This window comes from Streptomyces sp. S465, assembly GCF_026898115.1.
GTDB lineage: Bacteria > Actinomycetota > Actinomycetes > Streptomycetales > Streptomycetaceae > Streptomyces > Streptomyces luomodiensis.
Window position 1 is genome coordinate 6354759 of the sequence record NZ_CP114036.1, and the last position, 21284, is coordinate 6376042.

Below are 21284 nucleotides of genomic sequence, written 5' to 3' on the forward strand. Positions count from 1 at the left end.
TGCTCAGCCCTTGGCTCGGCGCCGGCCACGAGTAGCCGTGGCAGGCCGCCAGGCCCGCAGATCGTCATCGGTGAGGCCGTGTTCTCCCTGCTGGGTGGCGCGATAGCCCGCGAAGAAGGCTGCGGGGGAGCTGCCGTAGAGCGGGTCGAAGTCGTTATGCCACTGGTCGAGCCAAGGCTGAAGTTCGAGCAGACCCGCGAGCAGCGGCGTCATCTCCTCGGAAGACAGCCCGTCGTGGTTCGTGAAGTACGTGGCGAGCGCCTGCGCCTGCTCTCGGTGGTCCCAGCCCGCCCAACCGAACAGCTTCGGCGTCCCGGAGATCGCGCCGGTCGCATACGAGATGAACCGCTCCTTGGGCACGTCCAGCTTGCCTCGGGCGCGCCAGTAGGACGGCTTGAGGAAATCGGCAGAGGTGTACTTCGGCGGCACGGGGATCGTGTCCCGGATCTTCCGCTTGGCGGGCTCGTCCGGGGCGGCATCCTCCTTCCGCTGGAGATCCCAGACATGCTCCCAGTCTTCGCGCTTCTTCAAGCCGCTGGGCTTGTAGCGGAGCGCGGGGAGGAACGGCACGTGCTCCTCGGTGAGGAGGTCGGCCACGACAGTTGCTAGCTCTGTGCGGGGTGCGTACAGCTCCGCAACGGATACGAAGTCCTCATCGAGGGACAGCGCGGAGGTGAGCTGCTCGAGGGTGAGGATGGTCGGCTGTCCGTCGGGGAACCACAGCTCGCGGTTCTCCATCCGGTCCAGCAACCAGGACTTGAGCGCACGCTCCTGGAGGACGTCCCACCCTTCGGTTGCCCAGCGCCGCTTGTACTCGGGGCGCTCCACCATGCCGATAGCACGGGACGTCTCGATAACGTCGATGCGTTTCTGGACGATGGCCTTGTAGGCGTCGGACCAGTGGTCGGGCAGCTCGGTGATGGGAATGGAGTTGTGCCGCTTGAACCACTCGCCGGATGCCTCGCCCTTCTCGACGCGACGGGCGAGTACGATCTCGAAGGCGCGCTCGCCGAGGGCGAGCTCGGGGACTTCGGTCTCGGGGGCAGTTAGATCCTCAGAGTGCAGGTTGTAGAGAGAATAGACCTGCCAATCCAGTTCCTCTTGTGTAGCAATCATCCGGGCACGGGTGGCGTGCCAGGCAGCGCGTGCCTCTCCTAGTGAGGCTGCAGTCGGCAGGGAGCCAGTAGTAAGCGCGGAAGGAGAGGTCCCAGCGAAATCTTGGACAACGGCGTCGAGGGCGATTGAAAGGCCGGTAGGGTATTCAATGGGTAGGGGAAATCGGGCGACGTTGCTTCCATTGAACTGATGGAATTGTTCCCACATTTCAGTCTTGATGCCCGACTGATGCCCTTCACTGCCTTTGCTGTGGCACATCATCTTGAGCCAGAAGCCAGCTGTGGAACTATTAAGTAGCCCAAGTAGCTGAAGATGACTCTTCTCGTTTGCTTCATTCTGAAGCTTGATCATAGGGGCCGTTTGTTTGAATACCTTACCGCCCCGATCCAGCGCGAAGTGATTGTGTGTGGATACTTCGGCGAAGGTGATAGATCGCGGCGCTCGCAATTTATCGCGGTACAGTTCTCCGTATTCGTACCACTGGATTGCGGGGATAGTTTCAATGAACTTTCCAAAGCGCTTCCGTCGTTGTAGGATGCGTCGGCTCGGCCACATTCTCCGTATAATTGCTGGGATGGTCGCTGGCTTTACGGTCTCAAGTTCGTGGTCATACGGCCAGATGCTAGTAATCTCAGGTGTGATGCAATAGTCGCGAACTGCATCTCCCGTTACCATTGGGATTGTCTGTTCGATTCTGTAACGTTGAGCGGATGAGGTGTTGGGGAAGAAGAATGCGCCGTCCTCGGCGGTGATCCCACCGAATCCGATATCTAGAGCAAGAATTTGGCGCAGACGGGTGGTGTCTTTTTCCACTTGCTCTACAAGTTCGAGGCCGCCATTCATTAGGATCCAAGGCTGCTTGCCAAAATACCGATCACGTTCGAGGTCATCAACCGATACCCAAGAGTCCAGCGAACCCGGCTGGTCGATCTGGCTGATGATCGACTTCCAGACCTTTCCCTCAGATGCATTTTTAGGTACCGAGGGCTCACCTTGGATGCTCCGGACGGTACGGATCCTGCCCCTTCGCTGTCTTCCTGAGCGGCGTCGTCCCACCAGAATCACTGTGGGTGTTCCATGCCCTGGAATGTAAGCACCTGATGTGTCAATGACTTCGGTGAGCTCGATCTTATGGGCAAAGTATTCTTCGATCAGCCTTTTCCCGAACTCTCGCTTCATGAAGGAATTTGCCGTGATCTGGCCGACCATGCCGTAGCCGCGGCCGTCGGGGCTCCCAGTTTTCGCTAGTTGGAAGAATCGCTCGGCAAAGGGGACGGACAATGCATATTTTCCTGCGCAGGAAGCATAGAGTTCACGGTATAGTGCGTTAAGTTTCTCGTCCTTAACCGTAATGTAGGGCGGGTTGCCCACCACTACGTCGTACCGCCCCTGCTCAAGAATGCGCGGGTACTCGTGCACGTCCTCGGTCGCGTACGAGAACTCCGCCAGCGGATCCCCTGACTCCTCACCCAGCAGCGTCATCTCAAGCTGCCGCGCTTTAATCAGCGAGTCGCCTACCGCCAGGTGTATCGGCCAGTCGTACCTACCCGCCTCTGCCAGCGTCCGCACACCAGAAGCTGCCATCCCCGCAACCAGCAGCCGGAACCGCGCAATCGCCACCGCGAACGGGTTGATGTCCACCCCGTGCACCGCGTTCAGCGCATCCCGCACCCGCTCATGCACATCCCGCCCCGGCTCCCGCTCCGCGAACAGCCGGACCATCCGCCGAAACGCGCCCAGCACAAAGTGCCCCGACCCGCACGTCGGGTCGATCATCTTCAGCTCGCCGAACTTCCCGCCCAGCTCCCGCACCACGGGGTCCATCGTCCGGTCGAGGATGAACTCCTCCACGAACTCCGGGGTCTGGAGCAGCGCGTACGTCTTCCGTGCCGACTCCGACAGCCACTGGTACAGGTCGCCCAGGAACCGGGTGTCCCACCCCTTCGTGGGGTCGTCCTCATCCAGCGGATCGGTGAAGTCATGGACCAGCCGGTCGGCGTCCTCCCCCTCACCCCGCTCACGCCAGAACTCCACCAGCGCCCGCGCCGCGTCATGCGACAGCGGAATCTGGTACAGCGGATTGCGCCGCTTGTCGAACAGCAGCTTCCCGGCCTGCCCTGCGCCCAGTTCCTCGAACGCCCGCTCCAGCCAGCCTCGGTACGTCGGGTCCGGGTCCTCCTCCACGTACTGCGCGTACCGGGCTTCCGCCAGGTCCCGACGCTCCGCGTCCGGGCCCGTCAGAAACGGCTCCTCAACCAGCCGGTTGTCCTCGCAGAACCGCACGAACACCGTGCCCAGCACCCACGCCACCGCGACCTGCGTGACCCGCTCGTCCAGCCACGCGTTCCACGTCGCCGCCGTACGCCCCAGCTTGCGCGCCTCGTCGTACTCGGCCCGCAGCTTGCCCGCGACCGCGTCGGCCGCTCGCACCCGCTCCACGCGGTCCGCCGACAACTCACCCTCAGCCGAACCCGAACCCAACCGCGCATCCAGCCACGCACTCCACCTCGGAGTCGCCGGATCCGCCTTGCTCGCCTTCTCGAACTCCTGCCGCAGCGGTTTGAGAACCGACTCCCCGTCCTTGACCTGCTTGGCGAGATCCACCTCGATCGCCTTGACCTGCTTGATCAGGTCGGTCCGCAGCGCGGCAGCGTCAATCACGTCGTCACATCTCCCATGTTCCCCGTTGTCCCCAATGTCCCTATTGCCTCGGCAGCTCCCGCCCCGCCGCTAGCCGTCCTCCGGCGCACCACCCGCCGACGCCTCGGCCCGGTGGGCGTTGGTCACCCACGACTCGGGCAACTCGACCCATTCTCCCAGCCCTGACTGGTACGGCACAGCGACGGGGCCCAGCCTCGGCGGTCGTGCCGGGTCGTTCTGCGGGCACAGCAGCCACAGCCCGCGCCCTCCGTCCCGCGCCGCGTCGGCCAGCCGCTCCAGCACCGCCATCGCGTCGTACCGCGCGAACGCACCCGCGTCGGTCAGCAACACAGGAGACCCCGAGCCCGACCCCCGCGCCCCCGACACCAGCTCCCGCAGCCGGGGCTCCACCGCGCCCCAACTCGTCCGCGCGTACTCGCCGAACCGCATCGCCGCCTTCGACCCCGGCTCCGCCGCGTCCGCGCGCAGGATGGTCTCCCACGTCGGCTTCGGCCGCTGGTCCACCTGCTCGTGCAGGGCCCGCAGGAACAGTTCGGTCACCGACACCACTTCCGCGCCGAAGCGGTCCGACGTCAGCTCGCGCACCGCGCGGCCCGCCAGCCCCGTCCGTACCGTCAGCACCCGGAAACCGTCCCGGCGGGCCGAGGCGAGCAGCCGCTCCTCGGCCACCGCCGCGCCCGCGAGCTGAGGGTCGTCGGAGTAGCGGTGCGCGGTGAGGATGCCGGTCGCCTGGCGGGCCGCGTCCGACGACAGGTACGTGGACTGGCCGTCCCGCTGGCGCGGGATGTAGCGCAGCGTCCCGTGGCCCTCGCGGGTCTTCAGCTCCAGGTCGAACCCGGCCTCCCGCAGCGCCCGCGTCAGCGGCCCGTCCGTCGGCAGCGCGTGCCCGCGCCGCTCGTTCAGCAGCTCGGGGAAGCGGGCCCGGACCCGCTCGTGGATGTCCTTGGCCGTGAGCCCCGGCTGCCGCTCGTCCGGCATTCCGGGGATGCGCGGCACCAGGCCGGCCTGGGTGAGGCGCAGCGCCCGTACGAGCGGTAGATCGCGGGGGTAGATCTCCAGGCGGGGCGTCGCGGCGGCCCGGCGCGAGGCGGCGGCGGCGATCTCGACAATGCGCCGCTCGTCCCACTCCACGGCCGCGCTCGGAGGCGCGATAGCGCCCAGCTCGGCCAGCACCGTGGCCGCGGTCGGCAGGGTGTCCAGCTTGGCCAGCCGGTCGGCGACCTTGCCCAGCCGCTGGGCGTAGTGGAGCAGACCGGGCCCGGACGGGGTCTCAGGGGCGTCGTCGGGGCCGACCTCCAGGGCCAGCAGGCCCGCCCCCATGCCCTCGTCGGCCGCGTCCCGGTTCGGCGCGTGCTGGAACTCGGCCTCCTCCGGTACGAGTTGCTCGACCTCGACCACCGCGCGTACGGCGGCCAGCGCCAGGGCCCTGCGCTGTTCGCGCTCCGGGAGCTGGGTGCCGCGACGTACCGCCAGGGCATCGGCGATCTCCGCCGCGGAGGCGACCCGGCCCAGGTCCCGCAGCAGATCCAGGATCTCGGCGCGCAGCACCCGCACCGCCGGGTTCCTCTTCCACCGGGTGCGCTGGGTCTTCAGCATCTGGGGGATGCGGCCGGCCGACAGCCCCAGCGCGCCGGCCACGTCCTTCTGCTTGGGCCAGACGCCGATGTCGGGCAGGGCGCCGTGCTCATCGGGGAGCCGGAGCAGCAGCCGCACCATCTCGCACTCGTTGCGGTTCGCCCCGTCCTTCTTCAGCTCCGGTACGAAGATGGTCGCGAGCGTGTCCAGGGTGACCCTGCGCAGGGCGCGTTCGGGGAGGCCCTCCGCGTTGCCGTTCTCCGCGATCGCGGTCGCCAGCGCGGCCTCCGCGGCCGACAGCTCCTCCTTCGCGTCCTTGCGTCCCTCGGGGGTGAGCGGGGCGGCGGGCTGTTCGGCGAGCCGCTGCCGCCACTCCTTGATGCGGCGGAGCACTTCCTTCCGGGTCTTGGCGCCCAGCCCGGGTGCGTTGACGAGCTGATGGCGGCTGTAGTCGAGCAGACCACCGACGTCGTTGACGCGCAGGCCGTAGACGAAGGACTGGGCGGCCGGGCTGAGGCCCGAGGCCGAGATGGGGGTCCCGCGGTCGGCCTCGGCCGCCAGCCGGTCGCGCTGCTGCTCGGCGCTCTCCTCCTCGGCGGCCGGGATCGGGGCTTCCTGGGCCTTGGCCGGCGTCCCCCCGGTGCCGCCCGTACCGCCGCCCGTGCCGCTCGGCGTGGTGGTGGGCTGACGGGAGCGGCGGGACGACGGCTTCGCCTCGTCCATGGCCAGGAAGATCTTCTTCCAGGCGTCCCGCATCGGCTTGAGATCGGGATAGCGCTGAGCCGCGTCCCGGTGCAGGGCCTTGCGGAAGAAGGCGACGAGGCCGTCGCGCACCGCCGGGTCGAAGGCATCGGCCGCGATCTTCGGGTGCGGCTCCTTCTTGGCATCCGTCTGGCGCGGCGAGACCCTGCCGTCGCCCCAGACCGGAAGCTCCCGTGAGGCCATCTCGTGCAGGGTGACGGCCAGGGCGTACCGCTCGGCGTGCCCGTCGTACACCGAGCGCTCGGTGAGCGTGCCGATGAACGGGTCCAGATAGCCGTCCGTCCCGGCCCCGGTCTCCTGTACCGGGTAGCCGGCCAGCGAGAAGTCGATGAGGACCAGCTCACGGGTGCGGTTCGGGCGGATGCGGATCGCGATGTTGTCCGGCTTGATGTCGCGGTGCCACACGCCCTCGCCCTCGAGGAAGTCCACCGCGCCGAACAGATAGTCCCCGTACGCCTCGAGCTGGTCCACGGACAAGCGGCCGAACTCCCGGAGCTGGCGGGCGACAGTCTCCTCGCGCCGCCTGCTCCTGCGCTCACCGGGCGCGGCCGGTTCGCCGTCGGCCTCGCGCTCGTTCCCGACGTACTCCATGACCAGGACGGTGCGGCCGCCGATGCGCTGCGGCTCCGGCTCGATGAGGCGGATGATCCGCGAATCCGGGCGCAGCCGCCCCATGATCTCGGCCTCGCGGGCGAGCATTTCGCCCTTGCTGTCCGAGTTGGCGACCTTCAGCACCGCGAGGGTCTTCGAGAAGCGCACGTCCGGGCCCGCCGTCAGGTCCCGTACGAGGAACGCGCGGCTGGTCGACCCCGTACCGAGGCGGCGCCTGACCTCCCAGCGGCCGGCCAGCACATCGCCCGCGACCGCTTCCAGCGGATCCTTCTCGGGCTCGGCCGGCCGTACGGGCTCCGCGGGGGCGGGCTCGGTCAGGACCGACTCGACGACCTCCAGCATCTCCAGGAAGTCGTCCACCGAGTCCAGCCGGTCATTGACGTGGTAGGCGGTGGCCGCCTGCACCAGCTCGTCGATGTACTCCGACAGGCCGTCCACCACGGCGCTCGGCCGCAGCCCCTCGCCCGCCTCGTAACGGGCCAGCAGTTCGGCCTGGCTGGCGGCCGGGGCCTTGCCGGTGGCCAGCAGGTAGGTGAGGACGCCGAGGCCGTAGATGTCCAGCGCCACGGGGTCGGCCTTCAGCGCGGTCAGCTCGGGGGCGAGATACGGATCCGCGCCCTCCGCTAGATGGGCGCCCGCGCGGGAGAGCGTGGTCGGCGCGAACCGCTCACCGCCGCTCGGGGTGCCGGACCCGGGGCCGCGCTGTACGGCGACCTGCCAGTCCGAGATCTGCAGATACGGGCTGAGCCAGGCCGCCTCCTCGCCGTTCCCGTTCCCGTTGCTGTCCGGCCCCGCCGCCCGGCCCCGGGGGCGGGGCAGCACATGGATGGCGCGAGCCGCGAGCGTGCGGTGGTAGATCCGGCGGCCGTGCGCCGAACGCACGGTCTCGGCGAGCTGCCGCACCAGCGCCATGCGGCTCAGGATGTCCAGCTTCTCGCCGTACTGCGCCAGATATTCGTCGAGGCGCAGTGTCCGCGGATCGAAGTCGAAGATCAGCGCGGGCCCTGCCGAGTGCCCGGACGGGTCGTACTGCTTCAGCTGGACGACACCGGGGTGCTGGAAGCGCCGCAGCACCGCGGCCTCGCGCCGCGCCGCCCGGTCCACCGAGGCCCGCAGCTCGGCGTCCGAACCGCGCTCCCGCAGGTAGACGCGGATCCGGGCGGCCTCGGGCAGCTCGCTGTGCCGGGCCAGGTAGTCCGCCCAGGTCGGGCCCGAGTCGAAGGACTTGCGGTGCAGCAGGTAGGGACCGACCTTGTACTCGGCGTCGCTGCGGGCGATGCCCACCCGCTCCAGCGCGGACTTGATCCGGCGCGACCGCGACCGGTCGATACGGCGGTGCTCGTCGCGCGGCGGGGCCTGCAGCATCTGGACGAGCTGATGCACGGTGTAGAGGCCGTGCTGATCGTGCGCGGGCAGCCGGTTCTTCAGCGAGGAGTCGGTGAAGCAGACGGCCTCCGACACCCACACCCGCTCGCCCTCCTGCGCCAGGAGGGAGGCCAGCTCCTTGGCCTTCTTGTTCGCCAGGTGCAGCGGATTGCCGTGCGCGATCTGTCGCCCGCCGGGCTGGGTCTGCAGCCATGTGCCGTTACGGGACTCGACCGAGCCGTGCCAGTCCTTCAGCTCGATCAGGTACACCCCGCCGGGCGCGACCACGAGCAGATCCACTTCCCTGACGTGGCCGCTGTGCGCGGTGAAGGTGAAGTTCGACCAGGCCCGCCACGGATCGTTGTCGGGGAGCTTCTCGCGGATGGCCTCCAGCCCTCGGCGCTCGTGCTGGAACTCGGATTCGGTGACCGTGACCCACCGGCCGTCCCGCATGCGCCATCCCCGCTTCGTATCCGTATCGATCTGTACTGATTGCGGCTGCTCGGCAGCAATATCCCCGGCCCAGATCGTATCGGCTGTGAGGTGGGGGACGGCAGCGCTGCGCCCCGCTGCACGGCAGGGGCGGGGGATGGCCGTGGCGGGAGGTGCCGCGTGGGCCGTGCTGGTCACGATTGGTCCGATTGATTCACGTTTGACCTGGCTGAGGGGGCTTCGGTTGTGGGCTGACGCTGCTTCAGCTGTTGATATGATTATCCGCTCACGGCGACGCGGGGCCGCGTCGACCACCGCGTCAGCAATGTGCACGTGACCCCTCAGCTGTATGGAGAACGCTCCGTGCCCCTCCTCCGCCTGTCCGGACTTTCCCTGCTGGAGCGCAGCAACGCGGGAGTGCTCGTCAGGGACCTCACGGAGCAGTACCGGTCCGCGCTCTTCAGGAGCCCTTCCTTCAGGGAACAGCAATCCTGGGAGAAAAGCCTCGCCGCGCTGGGGGAGGTTCTGCGGGACGCCGGGCTCGGCCAGGTGGAAGTGCTGATCGAGCAGCGGTTGCCCTTGTCCAGTCTGCGTGCGGACGCCGTCCTCGCCGGCGTACATCCGGAGACGGGCAAGCCGTCGTACGTGGTCGTGGAGCTGAAGCAGTGGAGCGCGGCACAGCTTGTGCCGTCCACGGACGACCTGTGCCTTCTGAGCAAGTCCGATAAGCAGGCCCGACTGCATCCCATTGCCCAGGTGCGTCGTTACTGTGACTGCCTGCAGAATTTCACCAGCGTGCTGGAATCGGGAAATTATGACGTTTCCGGGATCGCTTACCTGCACAATGCCGACGACCAGAACGTCGCGGAGCTCTTCAGGCTGCCCGATGCTCGCGCGCAGCTCTTCACGAAGACAACGCGCGGCGCATTGATGGAGCATCTGCGACGCTGTCTCGCTCCAGTGTCGGGAGCCCCGGCCGCGGACTTTCTGCTGGAAAGTCCCCGTGAGCCGAGCCGCCCTCTGATGAATGCGGCAGCAGACGAGATAATAGACGGCGGTGAATTCACACTCCTGGACGGACAGCAGGTCGCTTTCTCTCTGGTCAAGCGTGCGCTGGACCTGTCGCGTCAGTCCAACACGAAAGAAGTCATCGTTGTTTCAGGGGGTCCCGGTTCCGGGAAAAGTGTCATCGCCGCGCAAGTCATGGGCCACTTGGGCCGGAGTGGCCGAAGCGTTATGCACGCCACCGGTTCCAGATCCTTCACCACGACGCTGCGGACGGTGGTCGGCAGGAGGAACAGGAACATCGCGGAACTGTTCAAGTACTTCAACAACTTCTCGGCGGCCGAGCGCAACGGGCTCGATGTCCTGATCTGTGACGAGGCACATCGCATCCGGGAAGTCTCTCACACCGGAAAAGGTCGGCAAATAGATGAACTCCTCGATGCGGCCAGAGTTCCGGTCTTCCTGCTCGATGACTATCAGGTCGTGCGTCCTCTCGAAATGGGCAGCGTCAAGAACATAAGCGATGCCGCCCTCGCGCGTGGACATACTGTCCGGCATGTCGACTTGAACGGGCAATTCCGCTGCGGCGGTAGTCGCGCATATGAGTACTGGGTTCTTCGTCTTCTGGGACTCGAGCCCGGTGGACCTCTGCCGTGGACCAATGAGGAGAATTTTCAGGTATATGTCGCCGACTCCCCCCAGGAGATGGAGGATTTTCTCCGAGTGCGGCAGGAGGCCGGACTCACTGCCCGAATGACGGCGGGCTTCTGCTGGGGCTGGAGCAAACCGAAAGCCGACGGAACCCTGGTCCGCGACGTGGCCATCGGTGAGTGGCGCAGGCCCTGGAATGTCGATAGTCAGCGATCCCTGAATGGAGCGCCCGCTTCGGCGCTATGGGCCACCGATCCGGCGGGCTTCGGCCAGATCGGGTGTATCTACACGGCTCAGGGCTTCGAGTACGCCTGGAATGGGGTCATCTTCGGTAAGGATCTGGTGTGGGCCGGCAACAAGTGGCGCGGGAACCAGGCGGAAAACAGGGACACGTCCGTCGCCGCCCGAACGACACCGGCCGAATTCGAGAGGCTCATCCGCCATACCTACAAGGTTCTTCTTACCCGTGGCCTGGCGGGGACGGTTCTGTACTCCGATGATCCGGACACGCAGGCCATGCTGCGTGAGCTGGTCAACACCGACATCCGTGCTCCGTGGCCATCGTCAGATGCGGACGCCTCTCCGGGTATGGAGCACTGATGCCCACAACCGCGTACATCTACGTCTCCAAGAAATCGAGCGGCAACTTTGACATCGGACTCAGCCGTGGCCTTTGGGGCTGGCGCACCAGCGGTCTGGACCGTGCCGACGCGCGCGCCGCTGTCCAGTCCCTGAAGGAGGGCGACCTCATCGTCTTCGGGTACGGGGGGCCCGCGAATCGTGTGCCGCCCGGAGAGTGGGCCGATGTCAGCCTCCGGCGCGTCGTCGTCACCCAGGTCACCAACCCCTACTTCGTCGAGCGCACGCCGGTATGGCCGGACGACGAATACCCCGAGCGCATCGGCATCGACGTCCTCGGCGAAGAGGAGGACGTCCACGGTAGTGCTTTGGGCGCCGACGGCATGGAAGCCCTCCGGCTGTCCTCGAACAAGCAAGGCGTTGCCATCCTGCGGGCCGGTACCGCGGTTGTCGCGAATCTGGCCGGTGCCCTTCCCCCAGTGGCACCCGGTTCGGAGGACGGCAGCATCGATCACGATGGAGCAGAAAACGCGGTCGCGCAAGTGCTCGTCCGCCGTGAGCAGGCCAAGCTCCGCAGGCGCCTCCTCAACGGCGCCACCCAGGCCACGTGCGCCCTGTGCGGGCGCACTCTCCCTGTCCGCTTCATCCGTGCCGCTCATATCAAGCGTCGCAGCGCCGCCACCCGCGAAGAACGCCTCAAGCTCGCCAATGTCATGCCGGCTTGCCTTCTGGGCTGTGACGAGCTCTTCGAACACGGCTACGTGTACGTCACGGGCGACGGCAGCATCGCCGTGAGCGACAAAACCAACACCACCCCGGACCTCGCGGAGGCGGCCAAGGCCCTCGAAGGCCGGACCGTCGCCGAATACGGCCCCAGCCGGGCGCCATTCTTCACCTGGCACTGCGACAACGTCGCCAGATGAACTCGGTGTCAACCGCCGATGTGCTCTTTCCTCGCGCCTTTCCCATGGTTCCGACGACCACGGTTCCCGACCTGAACCGCCTGCCCAGCAAGCCCGGTCACTCGGTCGAGGACAAGCTACGAGCCGCGCAGCGTCTCAGCGATGGCGAACGCGGGTACGATCTCGTCGTCATCCACCGCGATGCGGACGGTCATCCGGCGCTCCATCGCCGCCGAGAGATTGCCGAAGCGGTGGCCCAAGTGAGCCCGGGTTTAGCACATGTACCGGTGATTCCTGTGCGGATGCTGGAAGCGTGGCTGCTGCTCGATCACGCCGCGATCCGTGAAGTGGCGGGAAGCTCCAATGGCAAAGTGACTCTTGGCCTGCCGAAGGTGAACCGAGCCGAATCGGCGGCGGATCCCAAGGCACTGCTCAGGCAGGCGCTCGCCACGACCAGCGAAGAGAAGGGCCGCGGACTGAGGTAGCTCCAGGCGCGCTTCTGCGAAATCGCGCACGGCTTTTCCAGATACTGGATCACGAAGGGCCAGTTAAGCGGCTTGCGTCTTGGCAGTCGTTCACAACCGATTTGTACGAAACGTTGAACCGTGTCTGAGCCGGCATCCTGCTGGAGGTGGGGACGCCAAGCTCCTGCGGCACCAGCTTGTCGACGCAGTGCGACCGATGGAAGACCATCAGGGAACGCTGGTAGGTCCGGTCGGGCGGCTGGACCGACCGAGTACCGGAGCTCGATGGGCGTCCCGCTGGATGGGGTACGTCCAGGGGGGCCGGGTGTGGAAGCCTGAGATACGGGGCTACGGCTCAGCCGAAGTTCACGTCACTGCACAGGAAGTACGTCTGGTCCATGTGCGAGGCCTGCCAGATCGTGTAGACGACGTGGCGGCCGGTGTAGCCGGAGGCGCTGACAGGTCGCTCCACTTCAGCGGCTGGGTGGTGGGGTCGTATCCCTGCCGGGTCACATACACCTTGAAGTAGTCCGCGCCGTGGCTGGCCTGGTCGTACAGCTTCACGGTGAATTTGCTGCCGACGTTCGTCGTCTGCCAGGCGCCGGGCGTGTCCAGCGAGTTGTAGCGGCCGCTCTCGGTGTGGCCGCCGCTGCACAGCTGCCCGTCCGGGATCTCGGCGGGGAAGTTACCGGCGGAGCCGTTGCGGTACAGCCCGTTCCAGTTCCACATGGCGTTCGGGTTGTCCTGCCACGCCTGCCAGCACATGGGGTCCAGCTGTGCCATTTCGGGGTTCTGGAAATCGCTGCCCCACCGCAGCCAGCAGCCGTAGTTGCGGGACGCTGGGTCGACGACCGATCCATGGGCGCTCGCGGTGGTGGACCACGGGATCAGGCACAGCAACACCGCGGCCAGCAGTCCAAGGGCGCGAGACGCCCAACGTAAGGAATTGCCGCGTTCATGGCAAGACACCATTGCGCGATCTTCCTCCATCGTCCATTGGGGGAGCGGGAGAGCGTATGGAAGCGCTCCCATATCCGGGAGTTCCCCGGCCCGGAAGGTACGAAATCTCAACCCCGGGCAGCTGCGAGAACGCTACGGACCCTGAGCCGGTTCAACGGAGCCGCGGGTTCAACGGAGCCGCGGCCCGGGACTCACGAGGCCAGCCGCTCGCGTGCGGTGCCAGCTGGTCTCGTGGGTTCGACCTCGCCGTCGGGCTGGTTGATCTCGGCCCACACCGCGTCGAGGGAAAGGCCGAGGACATCGGCGATCGCCGCGATGGTCGGAAAGGCGGGGGTGGCCACGCGACCGGACTCGATCTTCCGGAGGGTCTCCGGTGAGACACCCGCGTCCAGCGCGGTGTCGAGCATCGAGCGCTCCCCCCTGGCTCGGCGTAGGAGGGCGCCGAGGCGCTGTCCGCGTTCGACCTCTGCGGGAGTGAGCGGCAACCTGACCATGGCTCCGATTCTAGTACCGGTATAGTATGGCCGGTATAGTTATTGGTAGCGCAAGAAGGGCGCCACATGATCGAGATCCTGAGCCCCACCGAACTGGCCCGAGCAAAAGACACAGGTGCCCTGGTCGCCGACATCCTGCACACGCTGAAGAGCCGTAGCACGGTCGGCACGAACCTTCTGGACATCGACCGGTGGACCAAGACCATGATCGCCGAGGCGGGAGCGGTGTCCTGCTACGTGGACTACGCGCCATCCTTCGGACGCGGCCCGTTCGGCCACTACATCTGCACGGCCGTCAACGACGCCGTGCTCCACGGACGGCCATACGACTACACGCTCGCCGACGGCGATCTGCTGACGCTCGACCTCGCCGTCTCCAAAGCCGGAATCGCCGCGGACGCCGCCATCAGCTTCATCGTGGGCGAGGCCAAGTCCCCGGAGAGCGTCGCGATCATCAGCGCGACCGAACGCGCGCTGGCCGCGGGGATCGCCGCTGCCGGGCCCGGGGCTCGCATCGGCGACATCTCCCATGCCATCGGCACGGTCCTCAGTGAGGCGGGGTACCCGATCAACACCGAGTTCGGAGGTCATGGCATCGGATCAACGATGCACCAGGACCCGCACGTTTCGAACACCGGACGACCCGGCCGTGGCTACAAACTGCGCCCTGGGCTGCTGCTGGCACTGGAGCCGTGGGTCATGGCGGACACCGCCGAGCTCGTCGTCGACGCCGACGGGTGGACGCTCCGCAGTGCGACAGGCTGCCGGACCGCACACAGTGAGCACACGATCGCCATCACCGACGACGGAGCCGAAATCCTCACCTTGCCGAAGCAAGCGCAGCCGTGAGTTCTTCCCTGTCGTTCCGTGGCCTACGACGGTTGATCGACGTACCCGGTCAGTGCAGCTAGGGCACGGCCCGGACACCAGGGCCGGCCCCAAGGGCAGGACGAGGACGAGCCCCGGCCCCAGCCCCGGAACCAGACCCAGCCCCAGATCCGACCCCGTCCCCAGATCCGGCCCCGCCCCCAATCCCAACCCCAGGCCCGACGAGGCGCGCTGTGGCGATCGTGCGGAAGGCGGCGAGCAGCCGGTTGTGGTCGTCGGCGCGGGTGGCCAGCACGACCCGCCCGGGTTCGACGTCCTCGATGGGGACCGTGGTGAGGTCGGCTCGCAGGTTGCCGCGTACGCCGGCGGGGGCGATGGACACGGCCTGCCCGGCGGCGATGAGTTCGAGCTTGTCCTCGATGGCGTCGACGAGGGGGCCGTCGGGCGCGCGGCTGCCGTCGGGCCGGGGGTCGACGCGCCAGAAGGCGTTCCAGGTGGGGTCGGGCATCCGGGGCAGCGGTTCGTCCGCGATGTCGTGCAGCCTGATCGATGCCCGGCCGGCCAGCCGATGGTCCAGTGGCACCACGAGCACCCGGGGTTCGTCGTACAGGACCGTCACCCGCAACTGGTCGGCCGACAGCGGCAACCGGGTCACCACCGCGTCCACCCGGTGCTCCAGCAGCGCCGTGGGGATCTGGTTCCAGCCCAGATGCAGGGTGCGCACGTCGGCGTCGGGGTGGCGGTGGCGCAGTTCGCGCACGGCGGGGGTGACGATGAGGTCCGTGGCGTATCCGATGGTGATCCGGCTGGGCCGGGCGGCGGCCCGTGCGTAGGCCAGGGCGTCGGTGGCCGAGCGCAACAGGGCCTTGGCCCGGGGCAGGAAGACCTCTCCGGCCTCGGTGAGCCGGGTGCCCTGCGGGTCCCGGTCCAGCAGCCGAACGCCCATCTGGTCCTCGAGGCGGCGGATCTGCCGGCTCAGGTGGGGCTGTGCGAGATGCAGCGCGGCCGCGGCACGACCGAAGTGCCGGTGGTCGGCCACGACGGTGAAGTACCGGATCAGCCGCAGGTCCAAGTCCAGGTCCAGGTCCAGTTCCAGTTCCTGGCCCACTGCCGACGCGTGTGAATCGGGCACGCCTCGATGGTAATGCCCGGACCACGCGGCCGACGGCGGTCCCGCGGGCCGCCGCCGATTCCGCCCTGAGCTGCGGTCATGCCCGATGACGCATGACCGCCCCACAAAACCGGTCTTGGACCCACGGCGCCACCCGCTCGCACCATGGTCACCAGTTCCACGCGGTGGCGTGGACGGCCAGAACTCCCTCCCCTGAGAGGTGCTTTGCCATGCGTGTATTCGTCACCGGCGCGACCGGATTCATCGGAAGCGCCATCGTCCGTGAACTGCTGGACGCCGGACATCAGGTTCTCGGCCTCGCCCGCTCGGACGCGGCCGCCGCGTCGCTCTCGGCCGCCGGGGCCGCGGCGCACCGCGGCGCGCTCGACGACCTGGAGAGCCTGCGCAGCGGTGCGGCGGCGGCCGACGGCGTGATCCACGCCGCCTTCGTCCACGACTTCTCCGACTACGCGGGCGCCGCCCAGACGGACCGGCGCGCGGTCGAGACGCTCGGCGCTGCGCTCGCGGGCTCCGACCGACCGTTCGTGACCACTTCCGTCACCTTCCTGCTCACCCCAGGACAACGCGGGACGGAGAACGACCCGGCCGACCCCGCTTCCGCCTCGGCGGTGCGGATCGCCGCGGAGGAGACGGCCCTGTCGCTGGCCACGCGCGGGGTACGGACATCGGCGGTGCGGCTGCCGGCTTCGGTCCACGGTGAGGGCGACCGCGCCTTCGTCCCGACGCTCATCGGCATCGCCCGCGCGAAAGGCGTCTCGGCCTACCTGGGCGACGGCTCCAACCGCTGGCCCGCCGTACACCGCCTCGACGCCGCACGGCTCTACAGGCTGGCACTGGAGGAAGCGCAACCGGGTGCGCGGCTGCACGCGGTGGCCGACGAGGGCGTACCGGCCCGGCAGATCGCCGACGTCATCGGCCGGCGTCTGAACCTCCCGGTGGCCCCGGTGCCCGCCGAACAAGCCGAGGAACACTTCGGCTGGATCGGCCACTTCTTCTCGGTCGACAACCCGGTCTCGAGCGCCCTGACCCGTCAACAACTGAACTGGAACCCCACCCGCCCCCCGCTGCTGGCCGACCTCGACCAGTCCCACTACTTCGCCGCCTGAGCAGGGCCACTACTTCGCGGCGTGAGCAGGACCGGGCACGGTGCCACCCACCCCACCCGGGGTAGTCGGCAGCGCATGGGCACGATTCTGACCGGCACCTGTTCATGGACGGACCGCGCTCTGCTGACCAGCGGCTGGTACCCGCCGGGGCTGCGCGACGCGGAGGGAAGGCTGCGGCACTACGCCACCCAATTCCCGGTGGTGGAGGTGGACGCCACGTACTACAACCTGCCCAGCGCCCGTAACAGCGCCTTGTGGGCCGAGCGCACCCCGGACGGATTCCGCTTCGACGTCAAGGCGTTCTCCCTGCTCACCGGCCACCCGACGGCCCCGAACGCCCTGCCCGCCGATCTGCGCCCCGCACTGGCCGGGCGACGGGGCCACCGCGCGGGACACACGGAGACCGATCCGAAACTCCTGGACGACATATGGCAGCGCTTCAGCGGCGCGCTCGAACCCCTGCGGAGAGCCCAACGCCTCGGCACCCTCCTCTTCCAGTTCCCACCCTGGTTCGCCCCCACCGACCCACGGGCCAAGACCCTCCTCGCCCAATGCACGCGGCGTACGGCAGGCTGGCCCGTAGCCGTGGAGTTCCGGCACCCCGGCTGGTGGCACGACGATGAACGGGCTGAGACGACGGCGGCCCTCAAGGACCTGGGCATGTCCGCCGTAGCCGTGGACATGACGCAGACCCTGCCCACCTCCATACCCCCGGTCACCCCGGTCACCTCACCCCGCCTGGCGGTGGCGCGCTTCCACGGCCGCAATGAGGCCTGGGGCACCGGCACCAAGGAGGAACGCTTCCGACACACCTACACCCCACAGGAACTGACGGAGTGGATCCCACGCCTCCGCGACATGGCCGACCAGGCCGACGAGGTCCACGCCCTGTTCAACAACTGCTGCGCAGACGCCGCCGCCCGCGCCGCAGCGTCGATGCGCGACCTGCTCGACACTCCGACGACCCCGGACTGACGCCCCGCGGCCGGCTGCCCCGGTCCGGCCCGGCCGCCGGGGCGGACCGGCCGCGGCGCGCCCCAAAGCGCCGAACCACGGGGGCGACGCCCCACCGCGTCGCGAGGGACTCGACAATGGCCAGACCTTGCCCCTGCTCCTCCCAGGCGCCGGTGACGTGACGGAGGCCGGACAGGGAGCGTCCGATCCGCCGCTTGCCTACCGCTGGCGAGCACACTTGCACAACGTTTGGTCCACTGTCCGCCTAAAAAAGGCTTTTATGGGCTCCCCGTGCCCTCAACTCGGTACCGTGTTGCTCCTGTCGACCGGAGGGGGCTTGCATGAAGTACGGAGATGCGGACTATACGGCTGCCCGAGACGCCATGGTAGAGGTCCTGCGGGGGTGGGCCCGGGAGGAACGGGTGGGCACCTACAAGGCGCTGAGCGAGGCGGTCGCACCAGAGCATCGAGTGCACTACCACGGCAGCACGATGTCACTCCTCCTGGCAGACGTCTGCCGCCAGGACAGCACCGGGCCCGAACCGATGCTTTCGGCACTGGTGGTCAACGGGTCCACTGGGAAGCCCTCTGGCCAGTTCTTCGAGCTGGCTGTTACCGAGTTTCACCGTGAAGGCCCTGGCTGGACCTGGGAGCGGGAGCGGGACGCCGTGTTCGCTCGCTACCGGGACCGGCTTTTGCCGTAAGCGCTGCCGCCGGCATTCCTGATCCAAGCGAGTGGACAGCGAGGAGGCGTCATAACGGCCTGGCGCGGCTCTCTGCCGTGCCCCGGTGTTCCGCCTCGGTAGAAAAACACCGGGTGGTGGCGGAACCAGGCTGCTTCCGCAGTGTGCGTGGGGGCCGTTCGGCAGGGCACGACGAGCAGGCCATCAGATCCTGATGATGGTGACGCGTCCGCCGCACAGTGCCGTGAGGTCCTCGGGATCGGAGGTGAGCACTGTGACGGGCCCGGGGGCGGCGAGGGCGGTGGCGCTGAGCATGGCGTCGATGGCGTACTTGTGCCCGTGAAGGCCGGCGTCGGCCAGGAGGGCGGCGGCATGGCGGGCAACGGCGTCGGTGACCGGCTCGACGACGATGCGGGAGAGAGTCCACTCCAGCGCCGGCCGGTTGATCCGGGGGTGGGCCACCTCCACGAGGGTGGCGGCGCTGGTGATCACCCGCAGATCGTCGGCACGGGCGAGGGCGAGCCATCCGGTGACCGTGCGGTCTCGCAGGGCCGCCTTGGCGAGTCCCTCGCTGTCGAGGACCAGGGTGCCGCCGGGTACGGCTACGGAGGATCGCGTCACGCCGCGTTCGCTCCGCCGGGTGTCTGCTGCCTACGGGCCTGCTGGAGTTGGTCCCGGAGCGCCTGGACCTCCTGATCGGAGACCGGTCCGTGTTCGGCCTCGGCGACCGCGATGAGCTCGTTGAGGTTGTCGCGCTCGATCTGGCGGGCCACGGCTGCGGCGACGTATGCGGACAGGCCGGACGGCCCGCTGCGGGCGCGAGCGGCTTCGGCGATGTCCCGGGGCATCGTGATCGAGTACTTCTGAGTAGGCTCGCTCATGCTGCTTATGCTACCGCGGATGCCCCTCATGAAATCCGGACACGGGTCCACTACCCCTGGTGCGATCCACACGCTGCCCGTGAGTGAGCACCCGGACTGCCCGCAGCAGCGGGAGCCGACACCTGGGATGTGAGAGGGCTACCGGAACTGGGCAAGACCCCTCGGGGTGAACGCGGTGTGGGGTGCCTCACCGCGCCTTTCCTGGAGCCCTCTCGTCCGCCCACGCGACCAGCGCCCGCAATTCCTTCCTGCCTCGCTCGACCACCTCCAGGAGCGGAGCTGGTTGAGCATCCGGCGGCAGCGGGGCGTCGGCCACCAGATCGAGCGTGCCCCACTCGGTATCCAGCCATCGCCGCAGGGCCCGCCAGGTGCCGGTCTTCGAAGCGGGCAGGGTGGGGTCCCAGGGATCGGCCGCGTAAGGTGTGCGGTCGTCGCCGAACGTGTGCAGCAGACCCGAGCGGCGGACCAGGCAGGGGAAGCAGAGACCACAGTGGGCGAGTGCGGGCCCGGTGGGTCGGCGGGCGGGGGGAGTGCCGCAGCTAAGGGTGGCCTCCAGTACCTGCTGCGGCAGCCCCGCGTCATGCGCCACCCTGCAGACTTCGCCTTTGGTGAGCGTCGCGAAGGGATTTTCGACGCTTATCGCCGACCCTGGCTCCGCGACATCGGAGATCACCCGGTTGAGGTGGTGAAGCGTCCAGGGGTGCACCGAACGGGTCGAGCAGGCTCCGGCCCGGGCGGCGGACAGCGGTGGGTTGAGGGCGAGCTGGCCGTTCTCCGGCAGGTGGACGACGCGGACGTGTTCCGCCGCGGCCGCGTGCACGGCGGTTGCCGCGTACAGCAGGCCGCGTGAGCGAGTGGTCCGCTCCGGCTTGATGCCGCTGCCACGCGGTGTGCGTACGGTCTGGCTCTGCTGAAGACGCCGCAATCGGCGTTGCCGCTGCCGCAGGCCGTACACAGCCTGGTACACGTGCTCCTGTAATGCCTCGAAGTTGCGTTCCTCGAAGGTGATGAGGAGCAGGGCGCGGGTGGCGGGCAGGGTGGCGCGCTTGGCTGCCCAGCCGAGGGAGTCGAGGCCGCCGGAGAACAGGGCGACCTCCTGTGCGTACTCGGTGGGGAAGGTGAGGGGCCCTTCCCGGACCGACTTCTCGTGCATGGGCCGGAAGGCGACGTCCCACAGGTCGCCCGTCACGGTCCCCAGAACGGCCGTCAGGGCGGGCAGGGCACGATTCCACCGCTCAGGATGGGCGACGGGCACGGAGAGAGTGATGTGGCGGGTCCAGCGGTCGAAGCCATCGGCACGGCTGACGTACCGGTCCGCCGCGAAGACGGCACGCGCCACCCGCTGCAGGTCATCCGCCCAGTCCGGGGCGGGGGCGAACAACTGCCGTCTGTCCGGTCCTCGTGACGGGCGCTCCCAGTACACGGTGTCGTGGAGGGGCCGCCAATACCGCGGCGGTGCTTCGGTGCCCGGACGGGAAAGCCAGAAGAGCCGGGTCTGCGCTGCAGTCATGCGGCAGGTTCCCCCTCGTACGGCGTGCCGTCCGTATCCTCGCCCGGCCCGTCGGAGAGCAGGCCCAGCGCCCGGCCGGCCGCTCGGGGAACGATTCCATGCGCGACGATCCGCAGGGAACCGATCGGATCCCCGACCGCTGACGCGACCCGATCCGCCTTCTCCTCCGCCTCCGCGAGCCGTGTGGCTTCTTCACATGGGTCCGGCAGCAGGCCCAGAAGGTGTTCGGCTATCCAGTCGGCGATGTGGTCCTCGGGATCGACGGCGGGCAGCAGCGGGGCCACGCGTTTCACCTTCTCGGCAACTGCGGTACGGAGGAACTCGGCCACGACATCGGCGAAGAACCCTCGAAAAAGGAGACAGAACACCTCGCCCGACAAACCGCTGCCGCCCGGACCACCGGCTTCGGGATGCCGCTCCAGGAGACGACGAGCGGATGTCACGGCGGCCCGTCGTACGGCCGCATCCGCCACGGTGCCGCCCTCACCGGCCACGGCTGCGGCGAAGCGGGCGGCGAATTCATCGCCATCCCGGCTCAGTGTCCAGACGGCCACGGCGCCGGTCAGTCGTTCCCCGGCCGCGCATGCCGCGTCGTAAAGGCCGAAGGCCGTC

The 21284-nt window shown here is 68.1% G+C and carries 16 protein-coding genes; 7 read left to right on the forward strand and 9 right to left on the reverse strand.

The window, feature by feature from the left end:
• Positions 1-3 precede the first annotated feature (3 nt).
• Both pglX and pglW read right to left on the reverse strand, forming a co-directional pair.
• Positions 4-3777 (reverse strand): BREX-2 system adenine-specific DNA-methyltransferase PglX, encoded by a 3774-nt coding sequence (pglX, locus tag N6H00_RS26975; protein WP_443073051.1) that lies wholly within the window; start codon positions 3775-3777, stop codon positions 4-6.
• Positions 3778-3846: 69 nt separating this feature from the next.
• Positions 3847-8544 (reverse strand): BREX system serine/threonine kinase PglW, encoded by a 4698-nt coding sequence (pglW, locus tag N6H00_RS26980; RefSeq protein WP_268974412.1) that lies wholly within the window; start codon positions 8542-8544, stop codon positions 3847-3849.
• Positions 8545-8886: 342 nt separating this feature from the next.
• Here pglW and N6H00_RS26985 point away from each other — a divergent pair, with 342 nt between their 5' ends.
• Genes N6H00_RS26985 through N6H00_RS26995 form a run of 3 tightly spaced genes read left to right on the forward strand, consistent with a single transcriptional unit; the run spans position 8887 to position 12145 of the window.
• The gene (locus N6H00_RS26985) at positions 8887-10779 is read left to right on the forward strand and encodes a DUF2075 domain-containing protein (RefSeq protein ID WP_268974413.1); all 1893 of its coding nucleotides are present in this window, start codon (positions 8887-8889) and stop codon (positions 10777-10779) included.
• A complete protein-coding gene (locus tag N6H00_RS26990; RefSeq protein WP_268974414.1) occupies positions 10779-11681 on the forward strand; it encodes a hypothetical protein in 903 nt (300 codons plus the stop codon). Before N6H00_RS26985 ends, N6H00_RS26990 begins: the two co-directional genes overlap by 1 nt.
• The gene (locus N6H00_RS26995; protein ID WP_268974415.1) at positions 11678-12145 is read left to right on the forward strand and encodes a hypothetical protein; all 468 of its coding nucleotides are present in this window, start codon (positions 11678-11680) and stop codon (positions 12143-12145) included. Before N6H00_RS26990 ends, N6H00_RS26995 begins: the two co-directional genes overlap by 4 nt.
• A 345-nt stretch (positions 12146-12490) precedes the next feature.
• Here the strand turns inward: N6H00_RS26995 and N6H00_RS27000 are convergent, their stop codons facing one another.
• Both N6H00_RS27000 and N6H00_RS27005 read right to left on the reverse strand, forming a co-directional pair.
• Entirely contained in the window at positions 12491-13114 is a 624-nt protein-coding gene (locus tag N6H00_RS27000) for a lytic polysaccharide monooxygenase (RefSeq protein ID WP_329618561.1), read from the reverse strand.
• A 161-nt stretch (positions 13115-13275) separates the two neighbouring features.
• On the reverse strand, positions 13276-13578 hold the full coding sequence (locus N6H00_RS27005) for a helix-turn-helix domain-containing protein (RefSeq protein ID WP_268974416.1): 303 nt from the start codon (positions 13576-13578) through the stop codon (positions 13276-13278).
• Positions 13579-13644: 66 nt separating this feature from the next.
• Between N6H00_RS27005 and map the strand changes: the two genes are divergently transcribed.
• Entirely contained in the window at positions 13645-14427 is a 783-nt protein-coding gene (gene map, locus N6H00_RS27010) for a type I methionyl aminopeptidase (RefSeq protein WP_268974417.1), read from the forward strand.
• A 58-nt stretch (positions 14428-14485) separates the two neighbouring features.
• Here map and N6H00_RS27015 read toward each other — a convergent pair whose 3' ends face one another.
• Positions 14486-15538: a LysR family transcriptional regulator gene (locus N6H00_RS27015; RefSeq protein WP_268974418.1), complete on the reverse strand. Its 1053-nt coding sequence runs from the start codon at positions 15536-15538 to the stop codon at positions 14486-14488.
• Positions 15539-15747: 209 nt separating this feature from the next.
• On the opposite strand from N6H00_RS27015, the gene N6H00_RS27020 reads away from it, so the two are divergent.
• The 3 genes from N6H00_RS27020 to N6H00_RS27030 all read left to right on the forward strand — a co-directional run bounded on the left by N6H00_RS27020 (position 15748) and on the right by N6H00_RS27030 (position 18302).
• Entirely contained in the window at positions 15748-16644 is an 897-nt protein-coding gene (locus tag N6H00_RS27020; protein WP_268974419.1) for an SDR family oxidoreductase, read from the forward strand.
• Positions 16645-16719: 75 nt separating this feature from the next.
• Entirely contained in the window at positions 16720-17619 is a 900-nt protein-coding gene (locus tag N6H00_RS27025) for a DUF72 domain-containing protein (RefSeq protein WP_268974420.1), read from the forward strand.
• Between the two features lie 401 nt (positions 17620-18020).
• On the forward strand, positions 18021-18302 hold the full coding sequence (locus tag N6H00_RS27030; RefSeq protein WP_268974421.1) for a hypothetical protein: 282 nt from the start codon (positions 18021-18023) through the stop codon (positions 18300-18302).
• Positions 18303-18485: 183 nt separating this feature from the next.
• On the opposite strand, the gene N6H00_RS27035 is transcribed toward N6H00_RS27030, so the two are convergent.
• The 4 genes from N6H00_RS27035 to N6H00_RS27050 all read right to left on the reverse strand — a co-directional run bounded on the left by N6H00_RS27035 (position 18486) and on the right by N6H00_RS27050 (position 21166).
• Entirely contained in the window at positions 18486-18902 is a 417-nt protein-coding gene (locus N6H00_RS27035) for a PIN domain-containing protein (protein ID WP_268974422.1), read from the reverse strand.
• Positions 18899-19162: a CopG family transcriptional regulator gene (locus N6H00_RS27040; RefSeq protein WP_268974423.1), complete on the reverse strand. Its 264-nt coding sequence runs from the start codon at positions 19160-19162 to the stop codon at positions 18899-18901. The genes N6H00_RS27035 and N6H00_RS27040 overlap by 4 nt, the downstream gene beginning before the upstream one ends.
• Positions 19163-19349: 187 nt before the next feature.
• On the reverse strand, positions 19350-20672 hold the full coding sequence (locus N6H00_RS27045; protein ID WP_268974424.1) for a 7-cyano-7-deazaguanine synthase: 1323 nt from the start codon (positions 20670-20672) through the stop codon (positions 19350-19352).
• Positions 20669-21166 carry a hypothetical protein gene (locus N6H00_RS27050; protein ID WP_268974425.1) on the reverse strand — a complete coding sequence of 166 codons (498 nt, stop codon included), beginning with the start codon at positions 21164-21166 and terminating at the stop codon, positions 20669-20671. Before N6H00_RS27050 ends, N6H00_RS27045 begins: the two co-directional genes overlap by 4 nt.
• Positions 21167-21284 lie beyond the last annotated feature (118 nt).